The following is a 16,618-nucleotide window of genomic DNA, read 5'->3' on the forward strand; positions in this document are numbered from 1 at the left end:
GGCACCCGCCGAGACACTCGCACCCCTGCTCGACTGGATGACCGAGCACCTCGACGAGGATCTGCCCGTGGCGGCGCTCGCCGCGAAGGCGCACATGTCCGCGCGGACCTTTGTTCGAGTCGGGTGCCCGGTTCGAGCAGCTCGCCGCCGCCGGGGCGCGGCCGCAGCGCGCTCTGTGGGCGTCGACCGGGGTGAAGAACCCGGAGTACTCGGACACCCTGTACGTCACCGAGCTGGTCGCCCCGCACACGGTCAACACCATGCCGGAGAAGACCCTCGAGGCCGTCGCCGACCATGGGGAAGTCACCGGCGACACGGTCACCGGCACCGAGAAGGCCGCCGCGAACGTGTTCTCCGCGCTGTCGACGATCGGGGTGAACCTGCCCGAGGTGTTCCGCAAGCTCGAGGACGAGGGCGTCGAGAAGTTCGAGGTGTCCTGGAACGAGCTGCTCGCCGCCACCTCCGAGCAGCTGATCGCGCACGGCGCGAAGAGCTGACGCGGTGCGCGAACCCGAGACGGCGGCGTGGGTCAACCCACTCCGGGACGAGCGCGATCGGCGGCTGCCCCGGATCGCCGGGCCGTGCGCCCTGGTGATCTTCGGAGTCACCGGTGACCTGGCCCGCCGCAAGCTGATGCCGGCGGTGTACGACCTGGCCAACCGCGGCCTGCTGCCGCCCGGGTTCGCGCTCGTCGGCTTCGCCCGGCGGGACTGGGTCGACGAGGACTTCGGCCGGGTCGTCCACGACGCGGTGAAGGCCAACTCGCGCACCAAATTCCGCGAGGAGGTGTGGAACCGCCTGGCCGAGGGCATTCGCTTCGTGCAGGGCAGCTTCGACGACGACGCCGCGTTCGCCGAACTCGCGTCGACGCTCGCCGAACTGGACAAGGCCCGCGGCACGGGCGGCAACCACGCCTTCTACCTCTCCATCCCGCCGAATGCGTTCCCGGTGGTGTCGGCGCAGCTGAAGCAGTCCGGGCTCGCGATCGCGCGGGAGGGCACGTGGAGCCGCGTGATCATCGAGAAGCCGTTCGGCCACGACCTGACGAGTGCCCGGGAGCTGAACCGGCTGGTCGCCGAGGTGTTCCCCGAGGAGGCGGTGTTCCGCATCGACCACTACCTCGGCAAGGAGACGGTGCAGAACATCCTGGCGTTGCGGTTCGCGAACCAACTGTTCGACCCGCTGTGGAACGCGCACTACGTCGACCATGTCCAGATCACGATGGCCGAGGACATCGGCCTCGGCGGCCGCGCCGGCTATTACGACGGCATCGGCGCCGCCCGGGACGTGATCCAGAACCACCTGTTGCAGCTGCTCGCGTTCATCGCCATGGAGGAACCGATCAGCTTCGACCCGGCCGAGTTGCGGGCGGAGAAGATCAAGGTGCTCTCCGCGACCAGGCTCGCCGAGCCCCTCGACGAGACCACCGCCCGCGGCCAGTACATCGCGGGCTGGCAGAACGGCGGTCAGGTCGTCGGCCTGCACGAGGAGCAGGGCTTCGCGGCCGACTCGACCACCGAGACGTACGCGGCGATCACGTGCGAGATCGACACCCGCCGCTGGGCCGGAGTGCCGTTCTACCTGCGCACCGGCAAGCGCCTGGGCCGGCGCGTCACCGAGATCGCGATCGTGTTCAAGCGGGCCCCGCACCTGCCGTTCGATCAGACGATGACCACCGAGCTCGGCCAAAACGCACTCGTGATCCGGGTGCAGCCGGACGAGGGGGTCACCCTCCGCTTCGGCTCCAAGGTGCCCGGGTCGGGCATGGAGGTCCGCGACGTCAACATGGACTTCAGCTACGGCCAGGCGTTCACCGAGTCCTCCCCCGAGGCGTACGAGCGGCTCATCCTCGATGTGCTGCTCGGCGTGCCGTCCCTCTTCCCCGTCGACGACGAGGTCGAGCTGTCGTGGAAGATCCTCGACCCCGTGCTCGAGCACTGGGCGGCACACGGTAAGCCCGAACCGTACGAGGCCGGCACCTGGGGACCGTCGGCGGCCGACGAGATGCTCCGTCGCTCGGGCCGCGAATGGAGACGCCCGTGAGAATGCAGTTGCGCAACGCGACCGCGATCGACATCAGCAAGCAGCTGGTCCAGCTGCGGCAGACCGGGGGCATCGTCACGCAGGGGCGCGTGCTCACGCTGGTGGTGTGCACCGACGGTCCGCGCGGACTCGAGGCCGCGATCACCGCGGCCATCGGGGCGTCGCGGGAGCATCCGTGCCGTGTGATCGTCGTCGGCCGCGGCCGCGCGGGCGGCGAACCGCGCATGGATGCGGAGATCCGCATCGGCGGCGACGCCGGCGCCTCGGAGGTGCTGATCCTCGCGTTGCACGGCCCGCTCGCCGACCACCAGGAATCGGTGATCGTGCCGTTCCTGCTGCCGGACACCCCGGTGGTGGTGTGGTGGCCGAACACGCCCCCGGAGGTGCCCGCGGCGGATCCGGTGGGCCGGCTCGCCGTGCGTCGCCTGACGGACGCGACGAACTCGTCGCGCCCCATGGCCGAGATCGTCTCCCGGCTGCCCGGCTACACCCCCGGCGACACCGACCTCGCGTGGGGCCGGATCACCTACTGGCGGGCGTTGCTCGTCTCCGCGCTCGACCAGCCGCCGTTCGAGCCGATCGAGTCGGCGCTGGTGTCGGGGCTCGGCAGCGAACCCGCGGTGGATCTGCTCGCGGGCTGGCTCGCGAGCCGGATCGACGGCCCGGTCCAGCGCGCGGTGGGCGATCTGCGGGTCGAACTGCGCACCCGCACCCAGACGATCTCGCTCGAGCGGCCCCAGGACGGGCGTGTCGCGACGTTGCGGCGCACCGGTAAACCCGATTCGCTGATCACGCTCGCACGCCGCGACTCCTCGGAATGCCTCGCCGAGGAACTGCGACGGCTCGACCCCGACGAGGTGTACCACTCGGCCCTGACCGCACTGTCCAAGGTGGAGTATGTCTGACGTGCACGACACTTCCCAGAACGTCCGCGTGCGGCGCTGCGAGACGGGCGACGACGTCGCGCGAGCGGCCGCCGCAGCCTTCGTCGAGGCCGTGGTCGCCGCGCAGCACGCCCGCGGCCGCGCGTCGGTGGTGCTCACCGGGGGCGGCACCGGCATCGCCGTGCTCGATGCGGTCCTGCGTGCCCCCGGTGGGATCGACTGGTCCGCGGTCGACGTGTACTTCGGCGACGAGCGATATCTGCCGCCGGGCGACCCGGAGCGCAACGAGGTCCAGGCGCGCGCGGCGCTGCTCGACCACGTGCCGCTCGATCCGGCGCGGGTGCACGCGATGCCCACCCTCGACGAGGCCGGGGCCGGTTCCCCCGACTCGGCGGCGCGCACGTACGAGGAGGTGCTCGCCGCGAACTCCTCCGACGGCACGACCCCCGAGTTCGACGTGCACCTGCTGGGCATGGGCGGCGAGGGCCACATCAACTCCCTGTTCCCGCACACCGACGCGGTGCGCGAGCAGGACCGCTTCGTCGTCGGCGTCGAGGACTCCCCCAAGCCGCCCGCCGCGCGGGTCACGCTCACCCTTCCCGCGATCCGTCGCGCCCGGCAGGTGTGGCTGCTCGTCACCGGTGCGGCCAAGGCCGAGGCCGTCGCGGCCGCGGTGGGCGGCGCCGCCCCGGTGGACGTCCCGGCGGCCGGGGCGCGGGGCCGCGAGCAGACCGTGTGGTTCCTCGATGCGGAGGCCGCCGCGGCACTGCCCGCCGACTGACCGTCACCGCCCCGGTCCGTCCCGGTCGGGCTCGCCCGCCCGTGGATCCGGGGGCCGGCAGCCGTCGGTCACGCCGCAGCGCAGGCGCGCGGTCCAGCTCGGGTTGCGGGTCGTGTGCAGCCCGGTGAGGCGGGCACGGCTGCAGCGCACCGTCCTACGGTCCATGGTGGGGCTCCTCCCCTGTGGTGTTCCCTGCCTCGTTCGACGCCGCGGCCGCCCCGGCGGTTCCCCGCCGAGTCGGTCCGACCCCGAACCCGGCAGGGTGACACCCGGCGGATCACAATGGGGACAGCACTGCGTGGAAAGGAGCGTTCGATGAGCACCCCGACCACCGTCCTCGGCGAGATCCGTCCCGAGCACGGCTGTCCGGACGGGTCCTCGCTCGTGACCCTGCACTACGTGCGCAGTTTCGCGCTGCCGGTGGGCGAGGTGTGGGCGGCGTTGACCGAGTCGGACCGGCTCGAACGCTGGTACGGACGGTGGACGGGCGACCCCACCTCCGGACGGGTGCGGCTGACGATGACCGACGAGCACGACACGGCGACGACGGACGTGCGGATCCTGCGCTGCGATCCACCCCACGAGCTCGGCGTCGACCAGGACGGGTGGCATCTCGAGGTCACCGTGAAGCAGGTCGGTGTCGTCACCACGCTCGAGTTCTCCCACCGGCACGTACCGCGGTCGGAGACCTCGGAGGTCGGTCCCGGCTGGCAGTACTATCTCGACCGGCTCGACGCCGTGCTCGCCGGCCGCGCCCTGCCCCGCTGGGACGGCTACCTCGACCTCGCCGACGAGTACCGCTGAACACCGCACAGGTGCTGGGCCGGCTCGCCGACGCCCTCGGCCACCGCGGAATCCGTCTGTACCCGGCCCGCGACAGCGGGGTGGTCCGCGACGTGCTCGTCGCCGCCGGGGACGAGGCCATGCTCGCGCACGCGCATCCGACCGTGGAGGCGGCGGGCACCGCTGCCCGCGTCGAACTGGACGAGGCCGACGGTCCCGATCGGTGACTGCGCCCGCGCACGCCGGAGCCGCACGCTCCGTCTGCACGGGTCCGGCCGCCTCGCCGGCGGCGGGCAGCGCCGGCGGCGGATTCCCCGATTCCGTGCACCCGCCGCGACGGGCCGACCGTACCCTCGACACAGCCGAGATTCCGAGGAGGGCGGCGTCATGAGCGCAGGCGGTGCCAGCGAGACGACCCGGCGGAACCTGCAGGCCGCGGCGGCCGCGCTGCCCGCGGACGACGGGCAGGATTCCGAGGACGTGACGCGCGGGTTCGTCGGCCGCAGCGAGCAGCGGCGGATCACCGGCGCGGACGGGCGGGTGGTGTGGGACCTCGACGCCTACGCGTTCCTGGACGGGTCCGCGCCGGAGACGGCGCATCCGAGCCTGTGGCGGCAGGGACGGCTGCTCGCCGAGGACGGCCTGTTCGAGGTGGTGCCGGGGATCTACCAGCTGCGCGGATTCGACCTGTCGGTGATGACCGTCGTCGAGGGTGAGGCCGGGGTGATCGTGATCGACCCCCTGATCAGCGCGGAGACCGCCGCGGCCGCCCTGGCCCTGTACCGCGGGTACCGCGGCGACCGACCCGTCTCCGGGATGATCTACACCCACTCCCACGTCGACCACTTCGGCGGTGTCAAGGGTGTGCTCGACCCGGGGCTCGTCGAGGCCGGGACGGTCCCCGTCGTCGCCCCGGCCGGGTTCCTCGAACACGCGGTGGCGGAGAACCTCTTCGCCGGCACGGCGATGTCGCGCCGCTCGGGCTACATGTACGGCGCGGCGCTCGAGAAGGGTCCGGCCGGTCAGATCGGGGCCGGGCTGGGCCAGACCACCTCGGCCGGCACCGTCACGCTCATCGCGCCGACCGTCGACATCACCGCGACCGGGCAGGAACTCACCGTCGACGGGGTGCGGATGGTCTTCCAGCTCACCCCCGGCACCGAGGCCCCGGCCGAGATGAACATCTGGTTCCCCGATCGGCGAGCCCTGTGCGCGGCGGAGAACGCCACCCACACCATGCACAACATCCTCACGCTGCGCGGCGCGGTGGTGCGCGACGCGCACGCCTGGGGCCACTACCTCAACGAGACGATCGGCCTGTGGGGCGACGCACTCGACGTCGTGTTCGCCTCGCACCACTGGCCGACGTGGGGCCGCGAACGTGCGCTCGAATTCCTGTCCGTGCAGCGCGACATGTACCTGTACCTGCACGATCAGACGCTGCGGATGATGAACCAGGGGCTCGTGGGCGCGGAGATCGCCGAGCGGTTCGAGATGCCCCCGGCCCTGGCGGCCGCGTGGCACACCCACGGCTACTACGGCTCGGTGAGCCACAACGTCAAGGCGATCTACCAGCGGTACATGGGGTGGTACGACGGCAATCCCGCCAACCTGTGGGCCCATCCCCCGGTCGAGGCAGCCCGCCGGTACGTCGACGCCATGGGCGGCGCCGACGCCGCCCTCGCCGTCGCGCGGGACGCCTTCGAGGAGGGCGACTACCGCTGGGTGCTCGAGGTCTGCAAGCATCTGCTGTTCACCGACGACACCGACCAGGCCGCCCGGGCCCTGCAGGCCGACGCGATGGAGCAACTCGCGTACGGCTCCGAGAACGGCACCTGGCGCTGCATCTACCTGGCCGGCGCGAAGGAGCTCCGCGACGGGATCTTCGGCTCGCCCGTGCAGTCCTCGGGCGACTTCCTCGATGCGCTGACCGTCCCGCAGCTCTTCGACAGCCTGGCCGTGCGGGTGGACGGGCCGCGTGCGTGGGACCTGCGGCTCGTGATCTCGTGGATCCTCACCGACCTCGGGATCACGTATCTCACGGAGCTGCAGCACGGCGTGCTCAACCACCGGACCGTCGACGCGCCGCTGCCGGGCAGCACGGTGTTCACCCTCACCCGCCGCACGCTGATCGGTGCGCTCACCGGGCAGCTGGATCCGGCGACGGCCCTCGCGGACGGGACGATCGCGGTGACGGGCGACCCGACGGTGGCGGGCCGGCTCTTCGAGGTGCTCGCACCGGTGGATCCGGAGTTCGCGATCGTCACGCCCTGACTCCCGCCGCTGCCGGGACCGCGGCGCGGTCCGGAGGTCAGCCGGGCCTGAGCACGCCGGCGTCGCCGAGGTCGTGGGACACGGTGAAGGTGCGGGAGGTCAGGCGCCAGCCGTCCCGGGTGCGGGTCCACCGATCGTCGTATTCGCCGAAACACTCGTAACTCGCTCCGGCGGCCGGACCCGCGCCCTGATGGTGGACGCGGGCATACGTCAGTGACCGGGCCCGGTCGCCGTCGACCTCGACACGGTGGTTGCCCAGCAGATGCTGCGACGGTCCGCAGCCACCGAGGTGCGCGCGGACCACGGCGACGATGCCGTCGCGGCCCGCGGCACCGTAGCCGGTGGCAGAGTCGGTGAAGGCGGCCCCGAGGGCCTCCCAGTCGCGGCGGTCGAGGGCGGCGGCGAGCTCGGCGAGCCGTTCGATGATCTGTTCGCGGTCGTGTGTCACCTGTCCCGTTGTAGCGGGCTCACGGCCGTTCGGGGCGCCGTCTTCCCGCTGAGCGGGCACGGGGCCCCGGCGTTCGCCCGCTGTCACCCCGCCGCTAGCCGCTGTTGCGCAGCGCGGTCGCGAGCCCGTTCATCGTCAGCTGGATGCCGCGGCGGACCCGGTCGGTGTCCTCGCCCGCGCGGAATCGGCGCAACAGTTCGACCTGCAGGTGGTTCAGCGGCTCGAGGTACGGGAAGCGGTTGTGCACCGATCGGGCCAGCGCCGGGTTGTCCGCGGTCAGGTCGGGGTGACCGGTGACCGCCAGGTAGGTGCGCACGGTGCGGTCGTGTTCGGCGGTGATCTTGTCGAACACCCGGTGCCGCAGATCGGGATCGGGCACCAGCTCGGCGTAGCGCGCCGCGAGACCGAGGTCGGACTTGGCCAGCACCATCGCCATGTTGGACAGCACGGTGCGGAAGAACGGCCAGCGGCGGTACAGGCCGGTGAGGGTGGCCAGACGCTCGTCGTCGCCGCCGATCCAGGTCTCGACGGCGGTGCCGGTGCCGTACCAGCCGGGCAGCATGACCCGGGACTGGGTCCACGCCAGCACCCAGGGGATCGCCCGCAGGTCGGCGATCGACGACGTCGGCTTGCGGGAGGTGGGCCGGCTGCCGATGTTCAGGGCCCCGATCTCCGCGACCGGCGTGGCGGTCCGGAAGTACTCGACGAAGCCGGGGGTCTCGTGTACCAGGTCGCTGTAGGCGGCGCGGGCGAGTTCGGCGAGCTCGTCGAGCACCGCGTACGCCGGGGCGGCGTCGCTGCCGAGTCCCTCGACGTCGAGGAGGGTGGACTCGAGAGTCGCGGCGACGAGTGATTCGAGGTTGCGGCGCGCCAGCTTCGGCTCGGCGTACTTCGCGGCGATCACCTCGCCCTGCTCGGTCAGCCGCAGCGAGCCGGCGACGGCCCCGGGCGGCTGCGCGAGGATCGCGTCGTAGCTCGGGCCACCGCCGCGGCCGACGGTGCCGCCGCGGCCGTGGAACAGGCGCAGCCGGATCCCGGCGGTGCGCGCGGCCTCCACCAGGTCGAGTTCGGCCCGGTACAGCGCCCAGTTCGCGGCGAGGTACCCGCCGTCCTTGTTCGAATCCGAGTAGCCCAGCATGACCTCCTGCACGCCGCCGGCGGCGTCGACGAGGTTGCGGAACTCGGGGACGGCAAGGGCGGCGGTGAGGATCTCGGCGCCGTGCCTCAAATCGTCGATGGTCTCGAACAGCGGGATCACCGCGACCGGGCAGCGCGGTCCCGCGACGTCGTGCTCGACGAGACCGACCTCGTCGAGCAGGATCACGGCCTCGAGCAGATCGGACACCGACCCGCACATGCTGACGATGTAGTGCGGCACCGCCTGGGGTCCGAGGCGCGCGACGGCGTCGGCGGCGGCGCGCAGCACGCCGAGTTCGCGGGTGGTGTCGGCGCCGAGCCGCGCGCCGGGCGCGCTGAGGGGCCGGCGGGTGCGCAACTCCGCGGCGAGCAGGGCGACCTTCTCGTCCTCGGGCAGGGTCGGATAGTCGTCGGTGACGCCCGCCCAGGCGAGCAGTTCGGCGATCACCCGGCCGTGCACCTCGGAGTTCTGCCGCAGGTCGAGGGAGGCGAGGTGGAAGCCGAAGGCCTCGACGGCGCCGCGGACGTGCGCGAGCCGGTCGTCGGCGAGGGCGGCGCCGCCGCCGGCGCGCAGGGCGACGTCGAGGATGTCGAGGTCGGCGAGCAGGTCGGCGGGCGTGTCGTAGCCGGCCAGTGGGCTCGGCAGCGCGTGCGGGGGCGGTTCGTCCAGCAGTCGTGCCGCGGTGGCGGTCAGGCGGCCGCGGATGCCGCGCAGCGCGCGGCGGTACGGTTCGTCGGCGCGCGACGGGGCGTCGTCACCGGAGGCGTCGGCGAGCCGGCCGAGGTCGTCGGTGATGCGGACCAGGCGCGCGGACATCGACAGTTCCCGCTCGAGCTGTTCGAGCTCGGCGAGGTGGTGGCCGAGGGCGGTCGCGGCGGCCCGGTCGGTGGCGCGGTGGACGACCTCGGCGGTCACGTTGGGGTTGCCGTCGCGGTCGCCGCCGATCCAGGTTCCGGTGCGCACCAACGGGTCCGGCAGCAGGGGGACGCCGGGCCAGCGTTCGCGCAGGGCGCGCCGGACCTCGGCGTTGAGGGCCGGGACGACGCGGAACAGGGAGGCGTCGTAGTACCGCAGGCCGACCTCGATCTCGTCCTGGATGCGGAGGCGGGCGAGCCGGATGAGGGCGGTCTGCCACAGGGTGAGGATCTGCCGCCACAGCTGCAGGTCGATGTCGGAATGCTCGTCGGGCTCGGCGCGTTCGCGGCGGCGCATGAGGTCGGTGATGCGGCTCTGCACGTCGAAGACGGTTCGGCGGCGGGTCTCGGTGGGGTGGGCGGTGATCACCGGGGAGACGAGGGCGCCGTCGAGCGCGGCGGCGACCTCGGCGGGGTCGAGTTCGGCGGCGTCGAGTTTGCGGTAGGTGGCGGCCAGCGAGCTGTCCTGTGCCGGTTCCCCGGCGCGCACGTGCACGGCGCGGCGGCGTTCGCGGTGCAGGTCCTCGGCGAGGTTCGCCAGCAGCGCGAAGTGGCTGAAGGCGCGGATGACGGGGAGGGTGTCGTCGGTGGGGACGTCGGCGAACATCGCCGCGACCTCGGCCCGGTCGATCTCGGAGCGGCGCACCCGGAAGCTCTCGACGCGGGCGCGTTCGACGAGGGCGAAGAGGTGCTCGCCGGCCTGTTCCCGGACGATGCGGCCCAGCATCCCGCCGAGCAGCCGGATGTCCTGGCGCAGGGGCTCGGTCGCGGAGCGGGACCCGGAGGGGTCGGCCGGGCGGGCGGTATCCGTCATCCGGTCAGTATCGCGGCCGACGCACGACGGCGCGACCCGGAATTCCGGGTCGCGCCGTCGTGCGGAGCGATCAGCTGAACTTGATCTGCAGGCCGATGCCGAGGATGGCGATCAGCCAGACGATGCCGGTGAAGACGGTCAGCCGGTCGAGGTTCTTCTCGGCGACACTGGAGCCGGACAGGCTGGACTGGACACCGCCACCGAACAGGGTGGACAGACCGCCGCCCTTACCGCGATGCAGCAGCACGAGCAGAATCAGCAGCAGGCTGGTGGTGATCAGCAGGATGTCGAGGAACAGTGCCATGGCGCCAGACTACAGGGCGCCGTCGCGGCGTCCTTCCGGGCCTCGGGGGGATCCGGAAGGGCGCCGCGGGTGCTTACAGCGGGCCGCCCGCGGCGATCGCGGAGAGCTGTGCGAACTCGTCGGCCTTGAGCGAGGCGCCGCCGACGAGACCGCCGTCGATGTCGGGCTGAGCGACGAGCTCGCCGACGTTCTTGGCGTTGACCGAGCCGCCGTAGAGCACGCGGACGGCGTCGGCGACCTCCGGGGAGGCGAGCTCGGCGAGGGTGGCGCGCACCGCGGCGCACACCTCCTGGGCGTCGGCAGCCGAGGCCACCTTCCCGGTGCCGATGGCCCACACCGGCTCGTACGCGACGACGATCTTCGCGATCTCGTCGGACGAGAGCCCGGCGAGGGACCCGCGCAGCTGGGCGACGTTGTGGGACACGTGCCGGCCGGCCTCGCGGACGTCGAGGCCCTCGCCGATGCAGACGATCGGGGTCAGCCCGTGCCGCAGGGCCGCCTTGGTCTTGGCGAGCACGATCTGGTCGGTCTCGCCGTGCAGCGTGCGCCGCTCGGAGTGGCCGACGACGACGTAGGCGCAGCCCAGCTTGGCCAGCATCGCACCGCTGATCTCGCCGGTGTAGGCGCCGGAGTCGTGGGCGGAGACGTCCTGGGCACCGTAGGTGAGCAGCAGCTTGTCGCCCTCGATCAGCGTCTGGACGCTGCGGATGTCCGTGAACGGCGGCAGCACCGTCACGTCCACCTTCTCGAGGTACTTCTCCGGCAGCGCGAAGGCGATCTTCTGCACCAGGGCGATGGCCTCGAGGTGGTTGAGGTTCATCTTCCAGTTGCCGGCGATGAGCGGCTTACGGGTCATCTCAGGCCTCCAGTGCAGCGATGCCGGGCAGTTCCTTGCCCTCGAGGTATTCGAGGGAGGCGCCGCCGCCGGTGGAGATGTGCGAGAACCCGTCCTCGGGCAGGCCGAGCAGGCGCACCGCCGCGGCCGAGTCGCCGCCGCCGACGACGCTGAACGCGCCGGCGCGGGTGGCCTCGACGATCGCCTCGGCGACCCCCTTGGTGCCGGCCGCGAATTTCTCGAACTCGAACACGCCCATCGGGCCGTTCCAGAACACGGTCTTGGCGCCGGTGAGGTACTGGGCGAACCGGGCCACCGACTCGGGTCCGATGTCCAGGCCCATCCAGCCGTCCGGGATCTCGGTGACGGGCACCGTCTCGGCCTCGGCGTCGGCGGCGAACGCGTCGGCGACGACCACGTCCTGCGGGATGTGGATGACGTCGCCGAACCGCTCGAGCAGGCCCTTGCAGGTCTCGGTCATCGACTCCTCGAGCAGCGAGTTGCCCACCGAGATACCTTGTGCCGCAAGGAAGGTGAAGCACATGCCGCCGCCGATGACGAGGGTGTCGACCTTGGGGGCGAGGGCCTCGATCACGGCGAGCTTGTCGGAGACCTTCGAGCCGCCGAGCACCACCGCGTAGGGCCGCTCCGGATCGGCCGTGAGCTTGGCCAGCACCTCGACCTCGGCGGCGACGAGGTTGCCCGCGTAGTGCGGCAGCAGGTTCGCCACGTCGTACACCGACGCCTGCTTGCGGTGCACCACACCGAATCCGTCGGAGACGAACGCGCCGTCCTCGCCGACGAGTTCGACGAGCTCGCGCGCCAGCGCCTGCCGCTCCGCCTCGTCCTTGCTGGTCTCGCGCGGATCGAAACGGATGTTCTCGAGCAGGAGGATGTCGCCGTCGGTCAGGCCCTCCGAGCGGGCCAGCGCGTCCTGTCCGACGACGTCGCCGGCGAGCTGGACGTTGCGGCCGAGCACCTCACCGAGCTTCGCCGCGACCGGGGCGAGGGAGAACTTCGGATCGGGCTCGCCCTTGGGCCGGCCCAGGTGGGCGGTGACGACGACCTTCGCGCCCGCCTCGGCGAGCGCGGCGATCGTCGGGGCGGACGCGACGATGCGGCCGGGGTCGGTGATCGTCGCGCCGTCCAACGGGACGTTGAGGTCCGAGCGCACCAGCACGCCACGACCCTCGACGCCGGCGTCGAGCAGATCCTTCAGGGTCTGAACTGCCACTGTTCGACTGTCCTGTTCGGTCAGAGGGACTTCGAGACCAGGCCGATGAGGTCGACCAGGCGGTTGGAGTAGCCCCACTCGTTGTCGTACCAGGAGACGATCTTGACCTGGTCGTCGATGACCTTGGTCAGGCCGGCGTCGTAGATCGACGAGTGCGGGTCGGTGACGATGTCGGAGGAGACGATCTCGTCCTCGGTGTACTTGAGGATGCCCTTGAGCGGGCCCTCGGCGGCCGCCTTCATCGCCGCGTTGATCTCCTCGATGGAGGCGGGGGTGGCGAGGTTGGCGGTCAGGTCGGTGACCGAGCCGGTCGGGATCGGCACGCGCAGGGCGTAGCCGTCGAGCTTGCCGACCAGCTGCGGCAGGACGAGGCCGATGGCCTTGGCGGCGCCGGTGCCGGTGGGCACGACGTTCAGGGCGGCGGCGCGGGCGCGGCGCAGGTCCTTGTGCGGGCCGTCCTGCAGGTTCTGGTCCTGGGTGTAGGCGTGGACCGTGGTCATCAGGCCCTTGACGATGCCGAAGCTGTCGTCGAGGACCTTGGCGATCGGGCCGAGGCAGTTGGTGGTGCACGAGGCGTTGGAGATGATGTTCTGGCTGCCGTCGTACTTGTCGTCGTTGACGCCCATCACCACGGTGAGGTCCTCACCCTTGGCGGGCGCCGAGATGATCACCTTCTTGGCGCCGGCGTCGAGGTGGCCCTTGGCCTTCGACGCGTCGGTGAAGATGCCCGTCGACTCGACGACGACGTCCACGCCCAGGTCGCCCCACGGCAGCGCGGCCGGGCCTTCCTTGACCTCGAGCGCCTTGATGCGGTGGTCACCGACGACGATGGTGTCCTCACCGTCGAGGCTGACGTCCTGCGGCAGGCGGCCGAGGATCGAGTCGTACTTGAGCAGGTGGGCCAGAGTCGCGTTGTCGGTGAGGTCGTTGACCGCGACGATCTCGATGTCGGTGGTGCCGAGCGCCCTCTGCGCCTCGACAGCCCGGAAGAAGTTACGTCCGATACGACCGAAGCCGTTCACGCCTACCCGGACAGTCACAATTACGCTCCTTTGCCCATCTCTGCTGGTTGTGCCAGTGGTGCCCACCGCGGTGCCGGAGACATCGGCGCCGGTCGGCAGGACTCATCGGTCGATGTGACCCCTACCCTATCTGCGGGGCCGGCGGGGCGCGGCAGGAGGCCCGGGGCGGCGCGGCCGCCGCCCGGGGCCGGCCGGCTAGGCCTCGTCGAGCAGCTCCGGGGTCACCGCGGATTCGGTGTCCGGGATGCCGAGATCCTTGGCCCGGCGGTCCGCCATGGACAGCAGCCGGCGGATGCGTCCGGCGACGGCGTCCTTCGTCATCGGCGGGTCGGCGAGCTGGCCCAGTTCCTCGAGCGACGCCTGCCGGTGCTGCACGCGCAGGGCACCGGCCGCGGCGAGGTGGTCGGGCACGTCGTCGCCGAGGATCGCCAGGGCCCGCTCGACGCGGGCGGCCGCGGCCACCGCGGCGCGCGCGGAGCGGCGCAGGTTGGCGTCGTCGAAGTTGGCGAGCCGGTTGGCGGTGGCGCGGACCTCCCGCCGCATCCGGCGCTCCTCCCAGGTCAGCCGGGTGTCCTGGGCACCCATGTGGGTGAGCAGCGCGCCGATGGCGTCGCCGTCGCGGACGACGACCCGGTCGGCGCCGCGCACCTCGCGGGCCTTGGCGGCGATGCCGAGGCGCCGGGCGGCGCCGACGAGCGCGAGCGCGGCCTCCGGGCCCGGGCAGCTGATCTCGAGGGCGGACGAGCGGCCCGGCTCGGTGAGCGAGCCGTGGGCGAGGAATGCGCCGCGCCACGCCGCCTCGGCGTCGGCGATGCTGCCGCCGACGACCTGCGCGGGCAGGCCGCGGACCGGGCGGCCGCGCACGTCGAGCAGACCGGTCTGGCGGGCCAGGGCCTCGCCCTCCTTGGCGACGCGCACCACGTAGCGCGAGCTCTTGCGCAACCCGCCGGCGCCGAGGACGTGCACCTCCGCGGAGTAGCCGTAGAGCTCGAAGATCTCGCGGCGCAACCGGCGGGCGATCGACCCGAGGTCCACCTCGGCCTCCACGACGACACGGCCCCCGACGATGTGCAGCCCGCCGGCGAAGCGCAGGAGGGCGGACACCTCGGCCTTGCGGCTGCTGGTGCGGGTGACCGCCAGCCGGCTCAGCTCGTCCTTGACCTCCGCTGTCATTGCCACGTGGGGATCTCCCTTCCGTCCCGCTGCGCGAGGTCCCGGGGGCGGGCCGCGTCGGGCAGGTGTTGAGCCAGGACCGCCGCCAGCTTGGCGGGGTCGTGTCGGTGGGTGCCGGTCTCCGCCACGTCGGCGTAGACCACCTGGGCGCCGAATCCGGCGGCGGCCCGGCACAGGTGTTCGCGTTCCCGGCCCTCGGGCACCGATGCGGAGTCGACCACCACGTGGTCGACCCGGAACTCCGGGGCGTGCTGGGCCAGCACGTGCAGGTGCCGCTCGGAGGAGAACCCGGCGGTCTCCCCCGGTTCGGCGGCCAGATTGAGCACCAGCACCTTGCGGGCCGGCGCCGTCACCAGCGCCTCGAGCAGGTCGGGGACGAGCACGTGCGGGATGACGCTCGAGAACCACGAGCCGGGCCCGAGCACGACGAGGTCGGCGGCGCCCACCGCGTCGAGCGCGTCGGGACACGCCGGGGGGTCGGCCGGGATCAGCCGCACGCGCCGGACCTTGCCGGGGGTGGTGGCGACGGCGACCTGCCCCCGGATGATGCGGCTGGCCCGCGGATCCGATTCGAGGCCGGACACGTCCGCCTCGATGTCGAGGGCGATCGGCGACATCGGCAGTACCCGGCCGCGCACCTCGAGCAGTTCGGCGACGCGGTCGAGGGCGGCCACGGGATCGCCGAGGACCTCGGTCAGCCCGGCCAGGATGAGATTGCCCACCGAGTGGCCCGCGAGCGCGCCGGTGCCGCCGAACCGGTGCTGCACCGTCTCGGTCCAGGTGTGCACCCCGGGGGTGTCCGCGGCCAGCGCGGCCAGCGCCATGCGCAGGTCGCCGGGCGGGATGACGCCGAGTTCGGCGCGCAGCCGGCCGGAGGAACCGCCGTCGTCGGCGACGGTGACGACGGCGGTGACGCGGTCGCTGAGCCGGCGGACGGCGCTGAGCGTGGCGTACAGGCCGTGGCCGCCGCCCAGGGCCACGATCGACGGATTCGGCGCGGTGCCCTGCCCGCCGGCCGGGCCGCCGGTCCCGGGCGCCGGGGCCGCGGAACCGGGCCCCGTCATTCGCGCCCCAGATCCCGGTGCGCGACGTGCACCGACAGCGTCGGGTCGGCGTCGAGTCGCGCGGCGAGCGCCTCGCTCATCGCCACGCTGCGGTGCTTGCCACCGGTACAGCCCACCGCGATCGTCATGTAACGCTTCCCCTCCCGGCGGTAACCGGCCGTGGTCAGTTCGAGCAGCCGATGATAGGTCTGCAGGTATTCCTGCGCCCCGTCCCGGCTCAGCACGTAGTCGCGGACGTCGACGTCCTGGCCGGTGTGCGGACGCAGCTCGGGCACCCAGTGCGGGTTGGGCAGGAACCGCACGTCGCACACCACGTCCGCGTCCATCGGCAGACCGTACTTGAATCCGAACGATTCCACGGTGACCCGGATCGAGTCGGCGTCGCCGTCGCCGAACGCGGACTCGATCTTGCGGCGCAGTTCCGGACCGGACAGCGACGACGTGTCGACCACCAGATCGGCGGCGGCCTTGACCGCGGCGAGCTGGGCGCGTTCGGTGGCGATGCCGTCGGTGAGGGTGCGGTCGGCGGCGTCGGCCTGCAGCGGGTGGCTGCGGCGGACCTGCTCGAAACGACGCACGAGGACCTCGTCGGTGGCCTCGAGGAACAGCACGCGGGTGCGCACGGGCCGGGCGGCCAGTTCGGTGACGACCCAGCCGAGGTCGCCGGTGAACAGGCGGCTGCGTACGTCCATGACCACGGCGAGGCGCTGCAGCGGCGGGTCGGCCCGCACCGCGAGATCGACCATCGAGGTGACCAGCTGCGGGGGCAGGTTCTCGGCGACGAACCAGCCGAGATCCTCGAGGGCCGTCGCGGCGGTGCTCAGACCGGCTCCGGACAGGCCCGTGACCAGGGCGACCTCCGCCCGCGGGCGGTGGTCGTCCCGGGGCCGGGGCCGAGGCTGCGCCG

General features: G+C 72.3%; 16 protein-coding genes and 2 pseudogenes. 8 read left to right on the top strand and 10 right to left on the bottom strand.

All coding sequences use genetic code 11. The features are described from left to right. From AIIKEEIJ_RS33270 to pgl, 5 genes and pseudogenes are all read left to right on the top strand, one after another. Nucleotides 1-172, top strand: a pseudogene (locus AIIKEEIJ_RS33270) (AraC family transcriptional regulator); the annotation flags it as partial. Next, nucleotides 111-497: pseudogene (locus AIIKEEIJ_RS24765) on the top strand (transaldolase family protein); the annotation flags it as partial. The pseudogenes AIIKEEIJ_RS33270 and AIIKEEIJ_RS24765, both read left to right, overlap by 62 nt. A gap of 4 nt (nucleotides 498-501) precedes the next feature. After that, nucleotides 502-2,043: a glucose-6-phosphate dehydrogenase gene (gene zwf / locus AIIKEEIJ_RS24770; protein ID WP_006936597.1), complete on the top strand. Its 1,542-nt coding sequence runs from the start codon at nucleotides 502-504 to the stop codon at nucleotides 2,041-2,043. Continuing rightward, nucleotides 2,040-2,948 carry a glucose-6-phosphate dehydrogenase assembly protein OpcA gene (gene opcA / locus AIIKEEIJ_RS24775; RefSeq protein WP_373566476.1) on the top strand — a complete coding sequence of 303 codons (909 nt, stop codon included), beginning with the start codon at nucleotides 2,040-2,042 and terminating at the stop codon, nucleotides 2,946-2,948. The genes zwf and opcA overlap by 4 nt, the downstream gene beginning before the upstream one ends. After that, entirely contained in the window at nucleotides 2,941-3,708 is a 768-nt protein-coding gene (gene pgl, locus AIIKEEIJ_RS24780; protein ID WP_161996785.1) for a 6-phosphogluconolactonase, read from the top strand. Before opcA ends, pgl begins: the two co-directional genes overlap by 8 nt. Nucleotides 3,709-3,711: 3 nt before the next feature. Here the strand turns inward: pgl and AIIKEEIJ_RS24785 are convergent, their stop codons facing one another. Next, nucleotides 3,712-3,873, bottom strand: a complete 162-nt coding sequence (locus AIIKEEIJ_RS24785; RefSeq protein ID WP_161996786.1) for a hypothetical protein — start codon at nucleotides 3,871-3,873, stop codon at nucleotides 3,712-3,714. Between the two features lie 150 nt (nucleotides 3,874-4,023). On the opposite strand from AIIKEEIJ_RS24785, the gene AIIKEEIJ_RS24790 reads away from it, so the two are divergent. The 3 genes from AIIKEEIJ_RS24790 (at nucleotide 4,024) to AIIKEEIJ_RS24800 (ending at nucleotide 6,765) form a co-directional block, all read left to right on the top strand. Next, the gene (locus tag AIIKEEIJ_RS24790) at nucleotides 4,024-4,512 is read left to right on the top strand and encodes an SRPBCC domain-containing protein (protein WP_006936589.1); all 489 of its coding nucleotides are present in this window, start codon (nucleotides 4,024-4,026) and stop codon (nucleotides 4,510-4,512) included. 11 nt (nucleotides 4,513-4,523) lie between these two features. Then, on the top strand, nucleotides 4,524-4,718 hold the full coding sequence (locus AIIKEEIJ_RS24795) for a hypothetical protein (protein ID WP_029543629.1): 195 nt from the start codon (nucleotides 4,524-4,526) through the stop codon (nucleotides 4,716-4,718). Nucleotides 4,719-4,878: 160 nt separating this feature from the next. Beyond that, nucleotides 4,879-6,765 (top strand): alkyl sulfatase dimerization domain-containing protein, encoded by a 1,887-nt coding sequence (locus AIIKEEIJ_RS24800; protein WP_161996787.1) that lies wholly within the window; start codon nucleotides 4,879-4,881, stop codon nucleotides 6,763-6,765. Between the two features lie 37 nt (nucleotides 6,766-6,802). Here the strand turns inward: AIIKEEIJ_RS24800 and AIIKEEIJ_RS24805 are convergent, their stop codons facing one another. The 9 genes from AIIKEEIJ_RS24805 to rapZ all read right to left on the bottom strand — a co-directional run bounded on the left by AIIKEEIJ_RS24805 (nucleotide 6,803) and on the right by rapZ (nucleotide 16,562). Beyond that, nucleotides 6,803-7,213: a nuclear transport factor 2 family protein gene (locus AIIKEEIJ_RS24805; RefSeq protein ID WP_065922577.1), complete on the bottom strand. Its 411-nt coding sequence runs from the start codon at nucleotides 7,211-7,213 to the stop codon at nucleotides 6,803-6,805. A 94-nt stretch (nucleotides 7,214-7,307) separates the two neighbouring features. Continuing rightward, nucleotides 7,308-10,079: a phosphoenolpyruvate carboxylase gene (ppc, locus tag AIIKEEIJ_RS24810; RefSeq protein WP_161996788.1), complete on the bottom strand. Its 2,772-nt coding sequence runs from the start codon at nucleotides 10,077-10,079 to the stop codon at nucleotides 7,308-7,310. Nucleotides 10,080-10,149: 70 nt separating this feature from the next. After that, nucleotides 10,150-10,383, bottom strand: a complete 234-nt coding sequence (gene secG / locus AIIKEEIJ_RS24815; protein WP_003939471.1) for a preprotein translocase subunit SecG — start codon at nucleotides 10,381-10,383, stop codon at nucleotides 10,150-10,152. Between the two features lie 73 nt (nucleotides 10,384-10,456). Beyond that, nucleotides 10,457-11,239: a triose-phosphate isomerase gene (gene tpiA, locus AIIKEEIJ_RS24820; RefSeq protein ID WP_006937696.1), complete on the bottom strand. Its 783-nt coding sequence runs from the start codon at nucleotides 11,237-11,239 to the stop codon at nucleotides 10,457-10,459. A gap of 1 nt (nucleotide 11,240) precedes the next feature. Then, a complete protein-coding gene (locus AIIKEEIJ_RS24825; RefSeq protein WP_006937693.1) occupies nucleotides 11,241-12,452 on the bottom strand; it encodes a phosphoglycerate kinase in 1,212 nt (403 codons plus the stop codon). A 20-nt stretch (nucleotides 12,453-12,472) separates the two neighbouring features. Beyond that, complete coding sequence (gap, locus tag AIIKEEIJ_RS24830) at nucleotides 12,473-13,492, bottom strand: type I glyceraldehyde-3-phosphate dehydrogenase (RefSeq protein WP_006937692.1); 1,020 nt, start codon at nucleotides 13,490-13,492, stop codon at nucleotides 12,473-12,475. A 177-nt stretch (nucleotides 13,493-13,669) separates the two neighbouring features. Continuing rightward, nucleotides 13,670-14,647: a DNA-binding protein WhiA gene (whiA, locus tag AIIKEEIJ_RS24835; RefSeq protein WP_170914087.1), complete on the bottom strand. Its 978-nt coding sequence runs from the start codon at nucleotides 14,645-14,647 to the stop codon at nucleotides 13,670-13,672. Then, a complete protein-coding gene (locus AIIKEEIJ_RS24840; RefSeq protein WP_029543623.1) occupies nucleotides 14,644-15,711 on the bottom strand; it encodes a gluconeogenesis factor YvcK family protein in 1,068 nt (355 codons plus the stop codon). The genes whiA and AIIKEEIJ_RS24840 overlap by 4 nt, the downstream gene beginning before the upstream one ends. Continuing rightward, nucleotides 15,708-16,562 (bottom strand): RNase adapter RapZ, encoded by an 855-nt coding sequence (gene rapZ / locus AIIKEEIJ_RS24845; RefSeq protein WP_170914089.1) that lies wholly within the window; start codon nucleotides 16,560-16,562, stop codon nucleotides 15,708-15,710. The genes AIIKEEIJ_RS24840 and rapZ overlap by 4 nt, the downstream gene beginning before the upstream one ends. Between the last annotated feature and the right edge of the window lie 56 nt (nucleotides 16,563-16,618).

This window comes from Rhodococcus sp. YH1, assembly GCF_009939605.1.
Lineage (GTDB): Bacteria > Actinomycetota > Actinomycetes > Mycobacteriales > Mycobacteriaceae > Rhodococcus > Rhodococcus aetherivorans.

Bases quoted from the DNA above. Each gene is read 5' to 3' on its own strand.
- AIIKEEIJ_RS24800 (WP_161996787.1), top strand. From the start codon at position 4,879: ATGAGCGCAGGCGGTGCCAGCGAGACGACCCGGCGGAACCTGCAGGCC.
- AIIKEEIJ_RS24790 (WP_006936589.1), top strand. From the start codon at position 4,024: ATGAGCACCCCGACCACCGTCCTCGGCGAGATCCGTCCCGAGCACGGC.
- whiA (WP_170914087.1), bottom strand. From the start codon at position 14,647: ATGACAGCGGAGGTCAAGGACGAGCTGAGCCGGCTGGCGGTCACCCGC.
- secG (WP_003939471.1), bottom strand. From the start codon at position 10,383: ATGGCACTGTTCCTCGACATCCTGCTGATCACCACCAGCCTGCTGCTG.
- AIIKEEIJ_RS24840 (WP_029543623.1), bottom strand. From the start codon at position 15,711: ATGACGGGGCCCGGTTCCGCGGCCCCGGCGCCCGGGACCGGCGGCCCG.
- tpiA (WP_006937696.1), bottom strand. From the start codon at position 11,239: ATGACCCGTAAGCCGCTCATCGCCGGCAACTGGAAGATGAACCTCAAC.
- ppc (WP_161996788.1), bottom strand. From the start codon at position 10,079: ATGACGGATACCGCCCGCCCGGCCGACCCCTCCGGGTCCCGCTCCGCG.
- AIIKEEIJ_RS24785 (WP_161996786.1), bottom strand. From the start codon at position 3,873: ATGGACCGTAGGACGGTGCGCTGCAGCCGTGCCCGCCTCACCGGGCTG.
- pgl (WP_161996785.1), top strand. From the start codon at position 2,941: ATGTCTGACGTGCACGACACTTCCCAGAACGTCCGCGTGCGGCGCTGC.